A 15,541-nucleotide genomic window follows, 5' to 3' on the forward strand; every position below is an offset into this window, starting at 1 on the left:
AAAGGTGACTTGATCCCCGTCCTCGTTGAGTTGGATCGAGTAATCCGGGAAGTGACCGTGCAGCACGTCCTGCTCAACGATGACCTTGAGCAGCCGCTTGAACTCCTTAGCGGTCGATTGTGACCCGCACTTCTTTTGGATCGTATCGAGGCCGAATTTGACGGGCTTCCCAGGCCATCCGCAATGCTTGCGAGCGATTTCATACAGGCGGCGTTCCAGAGGCTTCCGCAGCCGGAAATAGCGACGATTAAGGGTCAGCACTTCCTTTGCCCGAATGGCATTGAACACCCAATCGGACAGCTTCACTTCCACATCGATCATGCGACCGTCGAAACTTTCGCGGATGATCGACGCACGATCGACCAAGCTGAAAACGTCCCATTGGGCTTGCCCGCCCGTGATGATATTCGTTTCTATCTGTGTGCCTTGCAGCCGTTTGAACGCGGCCTTGAGCTGTTCGTAACCGCGCCCGTCAGTACCGCGATTGGTTGCCACAAGCAGATCGTAAGCCTTGAAGCGGACGACCTGGCTGACCTTCTGCCCTTTGTTGAGAGCGGCCATAATCTGGCTAATGCAATATATCAGCACATCGCGATCATGGACGGTTGCGAGGCCGTTGGGGGAAGGGGATACGCGCAGGATCGCGTTGCCGTGTTCATAAGCCCGCTTGGTGAAATCAGGCTTTGTGGACACACTGAAAATGGGATGTTCCATCGCGGCCATGTCTGCTTTGGGCGCAGCATCGAAGATGTCGCACACGAAGAAGTCCTGCTGCGGATAGCGATCCGGCAGGAGCGGGGAGCGGTCCTCTTGATTCGTGTTATCACCCACCAGCCAGAACTATCGTGTTTTCACCCACCAAGGCAATGAGTATCGTGCTTTCACACACCAACGGCTGTGCATAAGCATCCTTTTTTGATTGTGTTATCACCCACCAAACTTCGTGCTTTCACACACCATTTATCGTGTTATCACCCACCAGCGTAACAACTAACTATCTGAAATATTTTCGATAAATCGCGTTTTTTTTGGCCGTAACACTGAATCTAACACATAATAACACCTAGGTAGAAAGCATATAGAATTGGCCTACCGGCCAATGCGCTGTTTGATGCGTGACGGCGATGCCGTCACAGGGCGACCTGCGGTCGCTGGGCTTCCGAGGGGGAAGTGGGGCGGGTTCAGCGCCCAATCGCGTCCTAGCGCCGTGTGGAGAGGTTCAGGGCGGTCATCAGGCGGGGTTGCGGCCCTTTCCCGTTTCAATGCGCCATCGGCGACAATCGCGCGTCCTGTGGACGCTCAGCCGGGATCGGCCAGCCCGGCAAACTCGCGCTGATCGTAATAGCGGATCTTCTCCACGATCAACGGGGCCTGCCCCTGGAGCATCAGCAATTGGTCGGTGGGCGGCATCCGCATGATTTCGTCGGGGTTCATGAGGTTTCGGGCGCTGATGTGCGTGCTGGCCGATTGCGTGAGTTTGGCCCCGCCGATCCTGCTGCCCTGCGAATAGCCCGCCGTCTGATATTCGAGGGTTTCTTGCCCCAGCGTCTTCGACAGCAGTTCAGCGGTGGCGAGGTCGTTCACCCCGAAGGCCTGAAACACCCCGGCGTTCGACATGAAGGTGCCCGCGCGCTCGCCATAGAGGGCGCGCAACTGGTGCATGTCCTGCAAGATCGGCCAGAGCTGCAATCCATATCCGGCCATCAGCCCCATGGCGCGCTCGACAGGTTCGAGCCTGCCCAGGGCGGCGAACTCATCGAGCAGGAAAAGGACGGGCCGCGCCGGTTTGACGGGCGAGCGCGCCATGTCGGTGAGCGCCTGGGCGACCAGCAGGCGCAGCCAGCGCGCATAGGCGTCGAGCCGGTCAGGGGGTAGGCACAGAAACACCGTGGAAACCCCCTCTTTCAACCCCGAAAACGTGAAGTCGGACGCGGCCATGCTGGCGACGATCCGGGGGCTGTCGAGAAAATGGGTGTGGCGCTGGGCCGAGGACAACACCCCTGCGGCCTCACGATCGGACTTGCCGAGCTGGCGGTTGGCGGCGCGGGCGATCAGGCCACCGGCGCCGCGGCTGTCCTGCATCAGGGTCAGCAGATCGGCGAACCCCTTGGGGGCGAGCGTCAGATACTCGCGCACCGTCGCCAGTGTGCGATGCTCGCGGTCCTCATGGACCACGGCATAGAGGATCAGCCCGGCGATCAGCGCCTTGGCTTCCTCGTTCCAGTGGGCCTCGCCACCTTGCCCGGCAGGGTCATGCACCAGGGCATCGGCCAGCGTCATCGCATCTTCGGCCAGATCGAGGCTGGCCGGGTCAAGTCGATCGAGCGGATTGTAGCGGGCAGGGGGGTGCCCGGACACCTCGAACGGGTCGAGGCACCAGACCTTGCCCTTGGTGGCGCGCGCCCTGGCAGTGACGCGGGCATTTTCCCCCTTGGGGTCGATGCAGATCACCGAGCGGTCGAGGGTCAGCAGATTGGGGATGATGGTGCCGACGCCCTTGCCGCTCCGCGTCGGGGCCATCGTTAGCAGATGGGCGGGGCCACCATAGCGGAGGAGCTTGCCCGATTTTGCCGATCGACCGATGAGCAGATCGCCGTCGCTGGATTCCAGGCCGCGCACATCGTCACGCGATCCGAAGCGGGCCGAGCCGAGCAGCTCGTTGCGACCGGCCCGGCTATTGATCCGCCAGACCGCGACCATCACCAGCGCGAACGCGCCCCAGGCGATGACGCTGGCGAGAACTTCCGGCAGCAGCTTGCCGACCAGATATTGCACGACCAGGCACACGACAAATGCGCCGACGATCGCACGAACCCATCCTATCCCCCGATCACCCCCGACCAGCGGCCCTGCCATCATTCCTTCTCCTTCAGCCGCTTGAGCAGAGGGGCCATCAACGCATGGTCGCGCTCACGGGTCAGGAACATCGGCAGTTCGCGTTGCAGCAGGGGCGCGAGTTGGCGTCCGGTGGGCGTATCCTCGTCTATGTGGTGGAGGATGAACGCGCCAAGCATGATGCGCTCGCGGGTTTCAGCCTTGCGACGTTCGGTAGAGACGCGGGCCTCAAGCGCCTTTCGACGCTCGCGCAACTTGCGCTCGTCCTCGCGCATTTTCTCAAGGCGCTCTTCAACCGGTGTCCGTGCCATGCCGTCCTCCTATGGCAATTCGCTATAGCAAACGAAACAGCATGAGGCTACCTTATGAAGATAAGGGCACGCTTATACATTGGTTCCCAATGTGCGTGGTCCTAGTGGGGGCGTTGCCCCCGCCGGACGGCTCCCCCTTAAGTGAAGTAAGGCAGAAGGGCGCGGCGTCGTGGCGATCTACCATTGTTCAGTCAAAGTCATCTCGCGGGCCACCGGACGCAGCGCGGTCGCCGCCGCCGCCTATCGGTCGGGCGAGCGGCTGACCGACGAGCGCCTGGGCAAATGTCACGACTACACGCGCAAGTCTGACATCGAGCATCGCGAGATCATGGCTCCCAATCGCACGCCTGACTGGATGCTCGATCGCGCCCGTCTGTGGAACGGCGTCGAGGCGGCGGAGCGGCGCAAGGACGCCCAGCTTGCCCGCGAAGTCGAAATCTCCCTTCCGCGTGAATTGGACGCGGAGGGGCGGCGCGCCCTGGTCAAGACCTATGTGCGCGAGCAGTTCGTGTCCCAGGGTATGATTGCGGACGTGTCGCTGCACCGGGGCCATTCGGCGGACGGGCAGGAGCAGCCGCACGCGCATGTCATGCTGACCATGCGCGACCTGACCGGCGAGGGGTTCGGGAAGAAGAACCGGGACTGGAACGCAGCCGAGCGGCTTGAGGGGTGGCGTTCGGCCTGGGCGGATCACGCCAACCAGGCGCTGGAACGGGCCGGGTGCGATGAGCGCATCGACCATCGTTCCTTGAAAGATCAGCGTGAGGCGGCGCGGACAAGGGGCGACGCGGAGGGGCAAGAGGATCTAGGCCGGGAGCCGTTGGGCAAGGTGCCGTTGTCGGCGGTGGCGATGGAGCGCAAGGGCAGGCCCACCGATCGCGGCGACGAACAGCGCGGGGTGCAGGCGCGCAACCGGGAGCGGCGCGAGCTGACGCAGCAGCTTCGCGAACTCAGCGCCAGGATCGCCGACACCATGCGCGGCATTGGCGACAAGGCCAAGGACATGGCGCAGGGGTTGCGCGACCGTCTCAGCGCGGCATGGGGCAGTCAGGACCAGGCCGACGATCGCGGTGCGGCTGAGCGGATCGCGGAGGCGACGGCGCAGCGGGTCGAGCGGGATAAGGACACCCCGGAGCCGGGCAGCGCCGCCGCACGCATCGCCTCGCGTATGGGCAGGAGCAGCAAGGGCGGGTCGGATCACGACCAGGCCGAGCGCGATCGGGAACGCATCAGGGATAAGGACCGCGAACGATGAGCGACGAGAGCGACGATCCGGTGATGCAGTTGCTGGCAACCCAGCGCGCCGTGTTGGGCGCGGTCGAGAATCTGGCGAACCAGGTGGAGGCGATGCAGGCCAAGGTGGACGCCATGAGCGGCGTGCTGGCACAACTCGTCGCCGGCAGCGTCGGCGCAGCCGTGCCGGCGACGAAGGGCGGTACAGATCGGGGTATGACGGTCGGCGATCGGTTCAGAGCCGCTACCCCCGACGAGGCTGCGGCTGATCCCGAGCTGGCGGCGGCACAGGCACAGGTAATGGCGATGGAGGAGTTGGCACGGGTACAATTTCCCGATCGCCCGCATATGCCGGAAATGGTGCGCAGGGCAGGCCGAGAGCAGATCGCCAGATTGCTCGATAAGGGGGACACCATCATGGCGTCGGTCCCGGACAAGGGACGAGAACGATAAAGCAAATAGCAGCCTTGCGTTCTGTATTACGCTGCAATACCAGAACATACGAAGTACGACGGGGTGCCAGTATGGCTGACGATGTAGTGGTGACGGTGCGAGTGCCGAAAAATTTGGTGCAGCGAGCACGGCAGGTTGCCGATAGCCGAGACGAAACCATGAGCCAGGTCATCAGACGTAGTTTGCGCGGCTATGTCGGTCGAGCACCCAAACCAATCGAAAATGAGGACGCAGCCTAATGTCAGATCCCAAGCGTAAGCCATCTCGCAAGGCCCGCGACCTTAGCCCTGCGTCTCTTGATCTTCTTAGCGTCGCCGGGAATGGCGGGTTTAAGACTGTGCTTGCGGATCCCCCTTGGCAATTTCAAAATCGGACTGGCAAGGTTGCCCCGGAGCATCGTCGGCTCAATCGATATAGCACCATGACGCTGGATGAAATCTGCGAACTGCCCGTCGCTGATTGTGTTGATGCGACTGCTCACCTGTACCTATGGGTGCCCAACGCGCTGTTGCCAGACGGGCTGCGTGTCATGCGGGAATGGGGCTTCGAATATAAATCGAACATCATTTGGCGGAAGATCCGCAAGGATGGCGGTTCCGATGGGCGTGGCGTCGGCTTCTATTTTCGCAATGTGACTGAGATCATTCTCTTTGGCGTTCGTGGTAAGAACGCGCGCACGCTCGACCCAGGCCGGACCCAGGTCAATTATATTGAGAGTAGGAAACGTGAGCACAGCCGGAAGCCTGATGAGCAATATCCTCTGATTGAGGAATGCAGCCCTGGTCCTTTCTTGGAGATGTTTTCACGTGGCACACGGCCAGATTGGACCGTGTGGGGCAATCAGGCCGATGATGCTTATGAGCCTTCTTGGCCTACCTATTCTCACCATTCTCGGGCGGATTTTCCGGTAGCGGCGGAATAGGGGTATCGGGGATTTCCTCCTCTTCGTCACCTTCGGCAATCGCTTCGATGTCGAGGTTCTCGTCAAAGGTGACGATAGAGCTGGGAAGGCCGATCAGCAAAAGCGGGCACGGATTTCCAACGCCACGATGCACGCGGTCTTCCAGTTTGCGCCAGTGCGTGGTCGCTGCTCCGTATTTGTCTTTGACGAAGCTCAGCGACCAAGCATCGGCGTATGTCGCGCCCCCGGCCTTCATTCGTCGGGCAACATCAGCGCGCTGTCTTGGCGTCGGCGTCAGGCCCAATGCGCCTAAATCTTCGGTAGAACTTAGCCCACGCTCAACGGCGAACCGACGAACAAGCTGCACCATTTCATCCTGTAGGCTTGCGCCTCGGGTGACGATCACCCCCACGCTTATCGCCCCCTCCGCATGAAGCCGCTTAAAATTCTCCAGATCTCGGTCGAAGAACGGGTCTTTGTTGTTCCATTCGATTTCGAGCGCGATCACCCGGCCATCAGGAAACGTCCGGACGTGATCGACTTCATGAGAGATCGACTCCTTTTGGACGCCGTTGATGCGCTTCTCGATTGTGAAATTGACCTTGTGCCATCCCAATTCGGCCAATGCGCGGCGGAGCCGCTGGGTGCCTTTGGTTTCGCCCCCGCCTGATCCGATAATCTCCTCGATCGGGATAGATAGCGCGCTGAGCGCGGCCTCCAATTCACCGATCGCGTCGGGGAAATCGACGCTGAGGATGGCGGTTGCGTGGCTGTGGAACTGGATTTGGAAGCCGCGTGCGGCCAGATCTTCAAACATGCTCATCCGATGCCGATTCTAAGGTTTTCCAGGTGCCACAGATTGCCTGTAGAGTGCGAGGCTCCTATGCCTCCCTTCACAGTCGATCGCATTAAAGCAAGACCGCAGGAACGCTCAGAGCACTAGATGGCCGGTGGAGAACAAGACTGGAAGCCCGGTAGCTTCACCAAAAACTTTAGCTGGGGTGCCCCAGCTAATGGTTTGTTGGAGCTATATGAAAGCATTCGGATTGGTTTCGACGGACAAATGGAAGATGTTCCGAGAGATATTTTCAGGCAGAGAGTTTCTCAGTCGGGACATTCTGAATATATCCCAATAAATTTCTTTCTCTTCAATAAAAATAAAGATGGGATAGATTATCTCGTCGCAGATGAGTTGGTTTTTCAGGCATTAAATGCGCCGCACACGTCGAGTTTTGACAAACTCGCTTTGTTTACACTAAACTTTAGTTATGTCGGAAAATGGACGGGGGCTGACGCGGCTCAGCGACGGCCAGCCCTTTGGGCTAACAGCTATATTTCTGAGAAGGTGGCCGGGGAATATAAGTGGAGCACCAAAAGGGTGTCTGCCAACGACATCGAGGGCTTTGTATCGGGAAACCCGAGGTACAAAGCCAAATCGGCCCGTAAATTATCGACCAATCTCAAATATATCTATGAGATCGGGCATCTTTCCGACTTTGCCAGCAAGCACGTCGAGAGATGGTGGGTCGATGCCCTATTCCTCGCGCTCGACCGGCTCATTGAGGACCGCGAGCTGGACGGTAAGCAGACAGCGCCGGGGCAATATGGCGCTTTGCTTGAAGGATCGAGCTTTTCCCGGATCGCGGGCGCGCGGAGCCTGGAGAAAGATCTGGCGTCTAAGCACCTGGTTGCGCTCTACACGGCTTGCGGTGGCCGAGAACGATTTTCGGATGAGCATGTGCGTGAACGTACCGAGCTGACCATTCCCGATGTTCAATGGTTCGCAGCCAATGACAATCGCCCCCAGGGTGCGGTTCACCCTTCGAATCCCAGGATCCTGAAAATGATCCCCCGAGCTTGCGCGATGCTCGCTCGATATGTTGGATTTGAAATGATCGATGCCGACGAGCTGACCACCTTCGATCTTCAGGCCTTTATCCGTACCCATACCCAGCAGGCTTTGACCCGTCTCCGGGACTCCAATGTCGTTCCGACTATGTCGGTCGAAGAATTAATGAGGCTGACAAGAGGGAAATGACGACATTCCTCGACACTAGCGCCTTAATGGCGGCGATAAATGGCGCAGAGGTCCATCATGACTGGTCTGTGGCGCAGATCGAGGCGCGCCGGGCCGAGGGGCCGCTTATCATCGCGGACATTGTGTACAGCGAATTGTCGGCAGGCATGGCATCGCGTGAAGATACCGATGCGGCGGTAACGGAGTGGGCGTTAGAACGCCTGCGTGGCAACGATGATGCGCTTTTCATGGCAGGCCAAGCCTACAAAGCTTACCGTCAGAAGAAACGTGCTCCGGGAGAACTTCCTAAAACAAATGTGCTGCCTGATTTTCTCATTGGCGCATTGGCAAAGGTTGAAGGATACCCCCTGCTAACAACCAACGAAGATGATTTTCTAAAATATTTCCCAGACATAGAAATTATATGCCCTCCTAAGCAAGAGGCTGCTTAAGAGCATACAGAAAGCCAATTGGTTACATAATTTCTAAATAAGCAATATTTGTTTAAGCTCGGAAAATCCATGCTCTAACGTCACGTCTGGTGCAATAGCCCCCGCACCTTCTCTGATTGCCTGCTCACGCTCAATATCCTCATCCCGCCAGTGGGAAACGCGCACTAACTGATCGTATGCCCCAGCAGGAGCCTTAAGCCCGTATTTCGCCCATACGGAACGGACGCCTGCCCGGTTTGCCATGAGGATGTCTTTAATGAGGCTGTCGCCTACGTAGACAGCGTTTTCGGGTGAGTGACCTTCCCGTTCGCATATTTCCAACAACACCTCTGCCGAGGGCTTAGACTGGTGGTGGGCAAGTTCTACAACCTCGTTGCCGCTAGTCAGGTCAGCAGCAGCCCCTTGCGCTGGATGCGATGAGGTTGACCGCTCCCGGCAATAGATCCTTTCAAAATATTGGTTTAGGTCGAGGCGACGCAGCCGGTCAGTCACAGCAAGGTATTTCGCCTCAGTATGTCCGACGATCCGGACACCACTACGTTGGAAACAAGCGAGAGTGTCAGCGACGCCAGGGTATAAGGTTAGCGTCTCTTTGCGGGTCTTATTGAAGGCATGAAAAGCCCGATCTAGTGCCGCAGCCTGTTGTTGGCGGGACAGACCCGGAAAGCGTGCTTTGACTGCCTCCGTTTCCAGCAGTGCGAATGGGTGTTCGGAATCTGAATAGCGACGGTGAATTTTGCGTAGGTCGTCCAGCAAATATTCTCGATCGCACTCTAATATGAGTACAGCCTCATCCACCATTTTATAAAAAGAAGATACAAAGTATGATACCCAATCATAAAGGGTATTATCAAAATCACATATAAGGAGAATATTTCTTTTCAATTTATGCTCAAATCTTCTGGAGATTGGTTATTGCAAACAAGGCAAATGCTCCAAATAAAAGAGTCCATGTCGTCATGTTATAAAATGATCTAATTTTATCTTCGGCAGTCTTTGGACTAGACCCAATATAATGATTGTTTGGCGTAAGATTTTCTACTTTGGCATCATCATGACGGCTATAGAACGAGATGGCACCGGTCATCCCCTTTTCCAGATTGAATATCTGGCTCATGTAATTCCGTTCGAAGTCCTCCCCAAAGCTGACGGCTCCCCTGAGCATCCGATGGTAGACGGTCAGGTCAAGAACCTTCACGGCCTGGAGACCTAATATTGCGGACAATGCGAGAAGGACCGCGACATGGAGCGTAATCGTCCGACCACATATCAAGAGCTTCATCGAGAACCCGTCGCCTTGGCTCATCAGGACAACACCTAATGCAAGGGCGGCGGTTACGAATGTAAGCCCTAGCTGGCGCGATTTCACGGACATTTCATTGAAATGCATCTGTGTGTCGACCGCCTTTGACCAGATTGCGATGAGCTCTTCATTTGTTGGTGTAGTCACTGCGCCATCCCCCTAAAACCGTTGGAAATGCCTATAGTCAGCGCGCACTCTAGGCCACCAGTTTGTCAGATGCAGCAGCCATCGGGGGTTGGTTGAACCGAAAATCAAAACTTTTGCATCAGGTGGCGGGCGGCGGCGACCATGCTTGGATCAACCGTTCACCATCGTTGCTAAGGACGAGGCAGGTCAGGCACCCGGTTTGGTAAGCGCCAGTGTCGATTCCGATACGGTTCGCTCGGAAATCCGGCTGTTCTGTGATGACATGGCCATGGATCACCTTGAATCCCCAATCCCGTTCGCTGCTGAGGAATGGCTCCCGAATCCACATCAGATCATGTTGCACTTGTGCGCTGACGGGACGTTCTGGATTTAAGCCAGCGTGGACCAGTAGATACCCACGCCACCGAACGCCAAGCAATAATGCCGACAGGAAATTACGATGGCTATCCGGCAACACAGCGTTGAGCTGGTCGCGCAGGTTGTTCCAGTCGGCATCGCTCAGTTCAATAGGCACGATAAGGCCATAGCTTTCCAATGCCTCACGCCCGCCAAATTTCATCCATGCTGGACCATTCGCAATTGGGTCCACAAGGAAATCAATCATGCGGTCTTCATGATTTCCCTTGAGAAACAAGCGCCGCACGCCATCTCCCGAATAAGAACACAGCCTATCGATGACCTGCGCAGATTGAGGGCCACGGTCGATGTAATCACCCAAGTAGCAAATTAGCGGCGTCGGGTTTTTAGATTTTGCAATATCATCGGCAATTGTGGCCTCGATCTGATCGAGCAAATCGAGACGGCCATGAATGTCGCCGATGGCGTAAATCATGCCTGCCTCGTCATGAGGTAGCTGCGTCACGTCGATCATATTATCCTCCCCCCTCTTGGGGACATTAGCGACCCATTGTGGCAAGAATGGGTGAACATGGATGCGCTAAAGCAGCCCAGCGGGGCAAGCAGCCGATCAGCTACCCCTTCTATGACACCAAGTGACGAAGTATAGTGCCGCTCAGAAGTAGCCCGTTCTCATATCGGGGACGAAGCCCAGCCCCGGACTTGTTTCCGTGACTGAATCCGCCAACCATTCTGTGTGCGGGCAAGATGGTCCTCGTACCACAAGCCGCTGATGAAGGTGCTTTCGACACCCTCCGCATTGATGGTCGTCATCGGGACGATGGCAGCGGAACGTGCTTTGGCTAGATCGCCGTCGAGATCAATCTTGATGGTCGATACTGTATGTTGAGACCCCGCCAAACCATCAAGAATAGGGACAAGAAAGGTTTCCAGTTCAGCGACGCTACCCTGCGGACCGCCGAACGCAGTAAAATCGATCGAGGCATCATCGGTGAATATCGCGCGGAAAGAAGGCCAATCCTTCTCATCCAATGAGTGGCAATATCGCGCCAAAAGTTCATTGATCTCCAGCTTATCGGAAAGCTCTTCCAATTGCATGCGGCATCCCTCCTTCTATTCAGCCGAAACAGGCGGCGCTGCGCCGCTTATCATGGCTCCTTTGCAGGAACCATATGATCCGCTTTCCAACCTTTTCGGCGCCCCTGATGCAAATATCAAACTTTTGCATCAGGGGATCGGGGGTTGAAAACTACGGTTTCACCTAACCAATATGGGCGCTGTATATGCATCAGATTTATGCATCAGGGAGAGGCGCAGATTTCCGCCCTTCTCGATCTGATACAAAACTTGTGATTTTTGCATCAGGCTCCGATTAGAGTAAGCTGATTGTAGTTAGCGCTTCCCGTCCCACGTACCCAATTGTAACGATCAGTTGACCGATGCGCGAAAGGCGACATTATCGGCATCCATGTTGATGCTCGCCCAGATCGACCTTTCCAACGCTGATGTCACTCTGTTCGATGAGTATGAAAGTACGGTGCTGGCGCTGCTGGAAAAGTACGGTGCACGGCTTGAGGATCGATTGCGTTCTGCCGACAATCTGGCCGAAGTCCACCTACTCTATTTCCCAGACGCCGGATCGTTAGCTGCGTTTCGAAGCGACCCAATCCGTGTTTCTGCCCAATCCATTTGGGAGCGATCTGGTGCTTCATCGTCGCTGACTGAGGTCACGAGGTTGCTGCGTTGATAACGCACCAGGCTACGCGCCGTTGGTCGAAAAGCTCCACCGTGGGCTTGGCAAAGTCAGCCGATGCGAATGCGCCTGCCGGGACGGAGATCATACCGGGCCGTATTTCCACATCGTAGAAGACGGTCGAGCCACAGACGGGGCAGAAATAGTAAGTATTGGTTCTCCCGGAATCCGTTGCACGGGCAAAGCTATGTCGCTCACCTGTGGTCTTCACGGCATCGGCAGGAAAGCTCGCGTTCCATGCGAAGGAGCTTCCCGTCCGACGCTTGCAGTTCGTGCAGTGACAGACTGACACACGATCCGGTTCACCGATGCAGACTGCACGTAGCTGGCCGCAATTACATTCTGCCTGCCGTTCCATCTAGCCCGATCCTCCCGCGCTTCTTGTACCAACCGCCCTGTCGCGATGCCACTCAGCTTTTCCCTTTTCTTCAACCCTGATCGAAACACTGAATGGAAAGGTCAAAACTTTTGCATCAGATCGAAACCCGAGGGAATCCAGCCCCTTCCCTGATGCAAAAATCTGATGCACGATTTCGCGCATGATCTACGGTTATGCGCGCGTCTCCACCAACGGCCAGGATTTGGCCCAGCAGCTCGCCCAGCTCACAGCCGCCGGGTGCGTGAAGATTTACCGTGAGAAGATCAGCGGCGCGACGGCCGAGCGGCCCCAGCTCAAGCGCGCGATCGGCGCACTGGACGATGGGGACGTGCTGATGGTGACGGCGACCGACCGCCTTGCCCGCAACACCCGCGACCTGTTGAACATTCTCCATGCAGTGAAGGAGGCCGGGGCTGGCTTCCGTTCGCTGGCCGAGCCGATGGTGGATACGACCTCGCAATTTGCTGAGGTGATAATCGCAGTGCTGGGGATCGCGGCGAGCTGGGAGCGAGAACGGATCACCGAGCGCACCGCCGCAGGGCGCATCCAGGCAAGGGCGCGTGGGGTCAAATTCGGGCGTAGGACGGCCCTCACCTCACATCAGCAGGCAGAGGCGCTGGATAGGCTCGCTGCCGGTGATACGCAGCGCACCGTCGCCGCGCTGTTCAATGTCAGTCAGGCAACCATATCGCGCCTTGTCTGCCGCTAGTGGCAGGAATCTGCCCAAATCGGGTTCTGTGCAGTGTCCGGACACAGATTCACGGTAACGACCGAATTGGACGCCCGCTGTAACGTCTGCGCTACCGCCTGCGGCGGCGCTTCTGTAGCTGGAACCGGACGAGCGCCCGAAGGCGGTCTTGCCAATCGGCGACATGCGGGATGCGATCAAACTGTGCGTCGTTATCGCGGAGCAGATCGAGCCGTGAACGCTTCGAAACATCCTCCCAGTTTTCGTAGAGAACGTAGATGGCATTGCCGTATCGCAAATTCTCAAACACGACGAGATCGTCGGCGAATTGCGCACCGAAGTACGATCCGAAGCCCCCCTGTCCCCGCAAGTAGGATGTTGGCTTTAGCTGTTCAAATAGTGCAACCCGATCACGGACATGCTTTTCGAAATCCGGTGCGTTGGCAGCGTAAGGCGGCGACTTTGCAAGACGGGCTATCACTTCGTCCACAGACCCCGGCGGGAACACCTCCCAAGCGAGTAGGATGCTGCCTAGAAAGTCTTCGCGCGTGGCATTGGAGCTATAAACATCCGTCACGCCTGTATTTTCTTGTAGAACATTGAGGGACCACAGAAAAAGTCTGTCGAACTCTGTATGGTCCCTGTCTAGAAGCTCGTTTAATGCGAACTGGACGACTATTATATCGCCCCTGTCATCCATAACGTTAGTGTCTATCAGCAGCCCGCGAGGTTCGAACACCTGCCGTTGATACACCTCTCGCTGGATAACACGCATACTAGTGCCATTACGTGCTGCATCGCCGAAATTCGGTGCCTCGAATGAGTAGGACTTCGTTGTCATGGGAAGATCGTCGCGCACGATTTCCCAGCCAAAGGCATTGCGGGCAGACCACTTGCCAGCGTCAATACGTGGCAAATTTCCCTGTTTGGCCGTCACATTACCAGCCGCATCAATTATCAAGCCGACGTGAGCGTAAATCCCAGCTTCGATGTCCTGGCGATGCACACGCTTAGTCGCAGCTACCTGCACCAATCGCCCCTCGATCTTTCCTAGGGATGCGACGACCTTAGGCGGAACCTTAAGATAACCTCGTTTCCAAGGAAAAACTGATTCAGCCATAATCTGCCCCCTACATATGCCCCACAGTAATCTGGTTCTTTAGTGAAACATTTCAAGAACTATGCTCTGACTTTCATCAGATGGCCATCCTGCAACGATCGCATCACATGCTCGCCAGGTCTACCGTCATGGAGCATTATCCCGCCATTGGCCGAAATCGTGCTGAAAGTGCAGGAACTCCTTGACGATTCCATCATTATAGCCCTTACATGACCACATGCAAACATGTGAACATGTAAGGAATTGCACATGCCAACAATCGCTATAATCAGCCAGAAGGGCGGCGCAGGGAAAACCACGCTCGCCCTTCATCTGGCCGCCGCCGCCGAGGATGCGGGCCATACCGCACTAGTGATTGACCTCGACCCGCAGGCGACGGCCAGTCAATGGGCAGCGTGGCGAAAAGATGCCCCGCCCGTGGTGATCGACAGCGCCCCCCCTCGCCTTGCCGCCAAGATCGAGCAGGCCACGACCCAGGGCGCGGACTTTATCGTGATCGACACCCCGCCCCATGCCGACAGCGCCGCCAGTGCCGCTGTTGAAGCCGCCGATTTGGTTCTAATCCCGTGCCGACCGAGCGCCTTCGATCTTGCTGCTGTGCAAACCACGGCTAGCCTGGTGAAGATGCGCGGCAAGCCCGCCTTTGTGATCTTCACCGCAGGCAGCCCGACTGCCCCGCGCATGTATGATGAGGCCGCCCAGGTAGTGAAGGGCTACGGCCTCGAAGCCTGCCCCCATATCATTGCTGACCGAGCCGCGTTCCGCCACGCAGCTGCCGAGGGCAAGACCGCCATGGAAATCGAACCCAATGGCAAAGCGGCCGAAGAAGTGCGTGAACTTTACAAGTGGGCATGTCAGCATGTAAACATGCAAGCATATAAGAAACGGAGGAATGCCGCATGAGCCGCAAAGGATCATTGCTCGCGCTTCGCGACCGCGAACCGGCGCCAGCACCAAAATCCGAAGCATCGGGCAAGGCGGCGATCATTCCGGCAGCGGCCAACAGTACCAGCACAAGTAGCGCGACCGCGCCGAGCCGTCAGGGGAAGAAGGCCATGACCGGCTATTTCAGCCCCGAAATGTCGTTCGCCATGCACATGACTGCTCGCAAGAACGGTATGAGCTTACAGGATGCAATGGGCGAGGCGTTCAACGACTGGCTCCGCAAGATGGGAGAAAGCCCTGTAGGCAAGTGAACATGCAAACATGTTTGCATGTTTGCATGTAGGCGTAAGGATCAGCGGAGCGGATTCCGCTCGTGTCGCTTCTTGCACCAGCCCAGGAACGCCGCATCGGGGTTTTTCAGTTCTTGCCGTCCCTTGTCATCCCAGAATGCCAGGTAATCCGCCTTGAGCGCATATACATCATAGCCAGGTGCGACCGATCTGGCGCGTTCTAGCGCAGTGTTTGAGATCATCGGAAACAGCGTCGTTTGTGGCAGGTCGGACTTGGCCGAGCGCGGGGTAAAGGTGACTTGATCCCCGTCCTCGTTGAGTTGGATCGAGTAATCCGGGAAGTGACCGTGCAGCACGTCCTGCTCAACGATGACCTTGAGCAGCCGCTTGAACTCCTTAGCGGTCGATTGTGACCCG

General features: G+C 57.0%; 19 protein-coding genes and 1 pseudogene. 9 read left to right on the forward strand and 11 right to left on the reverse strand.

All coding sequences use genetic code 11. The annotated features are described in order from the left end of the window. The 3 genes from ACI3KQ_RS15630 to ACI3KQ_RS15640 all read right to left on the reverse strand — a co-directional run. Window positions 1–831: replication initiator protein A (locus ACI3KQ_RS15630; protein ID WP_404959219.1), on the reverse strand; the 831-nt coding region annotated here is incomplete at its 3' end. A 468-nt stretch (window positions 832–1,299) separates the two neighbouring features. Then, window positions 1,300–2,859, reverse strand: a complete 1,560-nt coding sequence (locus ACI3KQ_RS15635; RefSeq protein ID WP_404959221.1) for a type IV secretory system conjugative DNA transfer family protein — start codon at window positions 2,857–2,859, stop codon at window positions 1,300–1,302. Continuing rightward, entirely contained in the window at window positions 2,856–3,146 is a 291-nt protein-coding gene (locus tag ACI3KQ_RS15640) for a mobilization protein (protein WP_404959223.1), read from the reverse strand. The genes ACI3KQ_RS15635 and ACI3KQ_RS15640 overlap by 4 nt, the downstream gene beginning before the upstream one ends. Window positions 3,147–3,315: 169 nt before the next feature. Here ACI3KQ_RS15640 and mobQ point away from each other — a divergent pair, with 169 nt between their 5' ends. From mobQ to ACI3KQ_RS15655, 3 genes are all read left to right on the forward strand, one after another. Further along, the gene (gene mobQ / locus ACI3KQ_RS15645) at window positions 3,316–4,401 is read left to right on the forward strand and encodes a MobQ family relaxase (protein ID WP_404959225.1); all 1,086 of its coding nucleotides are present in this window, start codon (window positions 3,316–3,318) and stop codon (window positions 4,399–4,401) included. Then, on the forward strand, window positions 4,398–4,832 hold the full coding sequence (locus ACI3KQ_RS15650) for a hypothetical protein (protein ID WP_404959227.1): 435 nt from the start codon (window positions 4,398–4,400) through the stop codon (window positions 4,830–4,832). Before mobQ ends, ACI3KQ_RS15650 begins: the two co-directional genes overlap by 4 nt. A gap of 238 nt (window positions 4,833–5,070) precedes the next feature. Then, complete coding sequence (locus ACI3KQ_RS15655) at window positions 5,071–5,754, forward strand: MT-A70 family methyltransferase (protein ID WP_083951443.1); 684 nt, start codon at window positions 5,071–5,073, stop codon at window positions 5,752–5,754. Here the strand turns inward: ACI3KQ_RS15655 and ACI3KQ_RS15660 are convergent. Then, a complete protein-coding gene (locus tag ACI3KQ_RS15660; RefSeq protein ID WP_062734598.1) occupies window positions 5,705–6,550 on the reverse strand; it encodes a BglII/BstYI family type II restriction endonuclease in 846 nt (281 codons plus the stop codon). The two genes, ACI3KQ_RS15655 and ACI3KQ_RS15660, sit on opposite strands and share 50 nt — an antisense overlap. 126 nt (window positions 6,551–6,676) lie before the next feature. On the opposite strand from ACI3KQ_RS15660, the gene ACI3KQ_RS15665 reads away from it, so the two are divergent. Together ACI3KQ_RS15665 and ACI3KQ_RS15670 are read left to right on the forward strand one after the other, a co-directional pair. Then, window positions 6,677–7,771, forward strand: a complete 1,095-nt coding sequence (locus tag ACI3KQ_RS15665; RefSeq protein ID WP_404959229.1) for a hypothetical protein — start codon at window positions 6,677–6,679, stop codon at window positions 7,769–7,771. Next, window positions 7,768–8,202 carry a type II toxin-antitoxin system VapC family toxin gene (locus tag ACI3KQ_RS15670; protein ID WP_404959231.1) on the forward strand — a complete coding sequence of 145 codons (435 nt, stop codon included), beginning with the start codon at window positions 7,768–7,770 and terminating at the stop codon, window positions 8,200–8,202. The genes ACI3KQ_RS15665 and ACI3KQ_RS15670 overlap by 4 nt, the downstream gene beginning before the upstream one ends. A 33-nt stretch (window positions 8,203–8,235) precedes the next feature. Here ACI3KQ_RS15670 and ACI3KQ_RS15675 read toward each other — a convergent pair whose 3' ends face one another. The 4 genes from ACI3KQ_RS15675 to ACI3KQ_RS15690 form a co-directional block, all read right to left on the reverse strand. Further along, window positions 8,236–9,087, reverse strand: coding sequence for an HAD family hydrolase (locus tag ACI3KQ_RS15675; protein ID WP_404959233.1), 852 nt, complete (start codon window positions 9,085–9,087; stop codon window positions 8,236–8,238). A 7-nt stretch (window positions 9,088–9,094) separates the two neighbouring features. After that, window positions 9,095–9,652: a hypothetical protein gene (locus ACI3KQ_RS15680; protein WP_404959235.1), complete on the reverse strand. Its 558-nt coding sequence runs from the start codon at window positions 9,650–9,652 to the stop codon at window positions 9,095–9,097. A 118-nt stretch (window positions 9,653–9,770) separates the two neighbouring features. After that, the gene (locus tag ACI3KQ_RS15685; RefSeq protein ID WP_404959237.1) at window positions 9,771–10,523 is read right to left on the reverse strand and encodes a metallophosphoesterase; all 753 of its coding nucleotides are present in this window, start codon (window positions 10,521–10,523) and stop codon (window positions 9,771–9,773) included. Between the two features lie 158 nt (window positions 10,524–10,681). Beyond that, complete coding sequence (locus ACI3KQ_RS15690) at window positions 10,682–11,107, reverse strand: nuclear transport factor 2 family protein (protein WP_404959239.1); 426 nt, start codon at window positions 11,105–11,107, stop codon at window positions 10,682–10,684. A gap of 370 nt (window positions 11,108–11,477) precedes the next feature. Here ACI3KQ_RS15690 and ACI3KQ_RS15695 point away from each other — a divergent pair, with 370 nt between their 5' ends. After that, entirely contained in the window at window positions 11,478–11,756 is a 279-nt protein-coding gene (locus ACI3KQ_RS15695) for a hypothetical protein (RefSeq protein WP_404959241.1), read from the forward strand. Here ACI3KQ_RS15695 and ACI3KQ_RS15700 read toward each other — a convergent pair. Continuing rightward, window positions 11,737–12,120 carry a GFA family protein gene (locus ACI3KQ_RS15700; RefSeq protein ID WP_404959243.1) on the reverse strand — a complete coding sequence of 128 codons (384 nt, stop codon included), beginning with the start codon at window positions 12,118–12,120 and terminating at the stop codon, window positions 11,737–11,739. The genes ACI3KQ_RS15695 and ACI3KQ_RS15700 overlap by 20 nt on opposite strands. Before the next feature lie 181 nt (window positions 12,121–12,301). Between ACI3KQ_RS15700 and ACI3KQ_RS15705 the strand changes: the two genes are divergently transcribed. Further along, window positions 12,302–12,850 carry a recombinase family protein gene (locus ACI3KQ_RS15705; RefSeq protein WP_404959245.1) on the forward strand — a complete coding sequence of 183 codons (549 nt, stop codon included), beginning with the start codon at window positions 12,302–12,304 and terminating at the stop codon, window positions 12,848–12,850. Between the two features lie 91 nt (window positions 12,851–12,941). On the opposite strand, the gene ACI3KQ_RS15710 is transcribed toward ACI3KQ_RS15705, so the two are convergent. After that, complete coding sequence (locus tag ACI3KQ_RS15710) at window positions 12,942–13,949, reverse strand: hypothetical protein (protein ID WP_404959247.1); 1,008 nt, start codon at window positions 13,947–13,949, stop codon at window positions 12,942–12,944. Window positions 13,950–14,198: 249 nt separating this feature from the next. Here ACI3KQ_RS15710 and parA point away from each other — a divergent pair, with 249 nt between their 5' ends. Together parA and ACI3KQ_RS15720 are read left to right on the forward strand one after the other, a co-directional pair. Continuing rightward, a complete protein-coding gene (gene parA, locus ACI3KQ_RS15715; protein ID WP_404959249.1) occupies window positions 14,199–14,852 on the forward strand; it encodes a ParA family partition ATPase in 654 nt (217 codons plus the stop codon). Then, on the forward strand, window positions 14,849–15,145 hold the full coding sequence (locus tag ACI3KQ_RS15720) for a ribbon-helix-helix domain-containing protein (RefSeq protein ID WP_404959251.1): 297 nt from the start codon (window positions 14,849–14,851) through the stop codon (window positions 15,143–15,145). The genes parA and ACI3KQ_RS15720 overlap by 4 nt, the downstream gene beginning before the upstream one ends. Window positions 15,146–15,186: 41 nt before the next feature. On the opposite strand, the pseudogene ACI3KQ_RS15725 reads toward ACI3KQ_RS15720, so the two are convergent. Then, a pseudogene (locus tag ACI3KQ_RS15725) lies at window positions 15,187–15,541 on the reverse strand (plasmid replication initiator RepA); the annotation flags it as partial.

This window comes from Sphingobium sp. ZW T5_29, assembly GCF_044987515.1.
Taxonomy (GTDB): Bacteria; Pseudomonadota; Alphaproteobacteria; order Sphingomonadales; family Sphingomonadaceae; genus Sphingobium.

Bases quoted from the DNA above. Each gene is read 5' to 3' on its own strand.
- ACI3KQ_RS15635 (WP_404959221.1), bottom strand. From the start codon at position 2,859: ATGATGGCAGGGCCGCTGGTCGGGGGTGATCGGGGGATAGGATGGGTT.
- ACI3KQ_RS15640 (WP_404959223.1), bottom strand. From the start codon at position 3,146: ATGGCACGGACACCGGTTGAAGAGCGCCTTGAGAAAATGCGCGAGGAC.
- ACI3KQ_RS15650 (WP_404959227.1), top strand. From the start codon at position 4,398: ATGAGCGACGAGAGCGACGATCCGGTGATGCAGTTGCTGGCAACCCAG.
- ACI3KQ_RS15655 (WP_083951443.1), top strand. From the start codon at position 5,071: ATGTCAGATCCCAAGCGTAAGCCATCTCGCAAGGCCCGCGACCTTAGC.
- ACI3KQ_RS15660 (WP_062734598.1), bottom strand. From the start codon at position 6,550: ATGTTTGAAGATCTGGCCGCACGCGGCTTCCAAATCCAGTTCCACAGC.
- ACI3KQ_RS15665 (WP_404959229.1), top strand. From the start codon at position 6,677: ATGGCCGGTGGAGAACAAGACTGGAAGCCCGGTAGCTTCACCAAAAAC.
- ACI3KQ_RS15670 (WP_404959231.1), top strand. From the start codon at position 7,768: ATGACGACATTCCTCGACACTAGCGCCTTAATGGCGGCGATAAATGGC.
- ACI3KQ_RS15685 (WP_404959237.1), bottom strand. From the start codon at position 10,523: ATGATCGACGTGACGCAGCTACCTCATGACGAGGCAGGCATGATTTAC.
- ACI3KQ_RS15690 (WP_404959239.1), bottom strand. From the start codon at position 11,107: ATGCAATTGGAAGAGCTTTCCGATAAGCTGGAGATCAATGAACTTTTG.
- ACI3KQ_RS15695 (WP_404959241.1), top strand. From the start codon at position 11,478: ATGTTGATGCTCGCCCAGATCGACCTTTCCAACGCTGATGTCACTCTG.
- ACI3KQ_RS15700 (WP_404959243.1), bottom strand. From the start codon at position 12,120: ATGGAACGGCAGGCAGAATGTAATTGCGGCCAGCTACGTGCAGTCTGC.
- ACI3KQ_RS15705 (WP_404959245.1), top strand. From the start codon at position 12,302: ATGATCTACGGTTATGCGCGCGTCTCCACCAACGGCCAGGATTTGGCC.
- ACI3KQ_RS15710 (WP_404959247.1), bottom strand. From the start codon at position 13,949: ATGGCTGAATCAGTTTTTCCTTGGAAACGAGGTTATCTTAAGGTTCCG.
- parA (WP_404959249.1), top strand. From the start codon at position 14,199: ATGCCAACAATCGCTATAATCAGCCAGAAGGGCGGCGCAGGGAAAACC.
- ACI3KQ_RS15720 (WP_404959251.1), top strand. From the start codon at position 14,849: ATGAGCCGCAAAGGATCATTGCTCGCGCTTCGCGACCGCGAACCGGCG.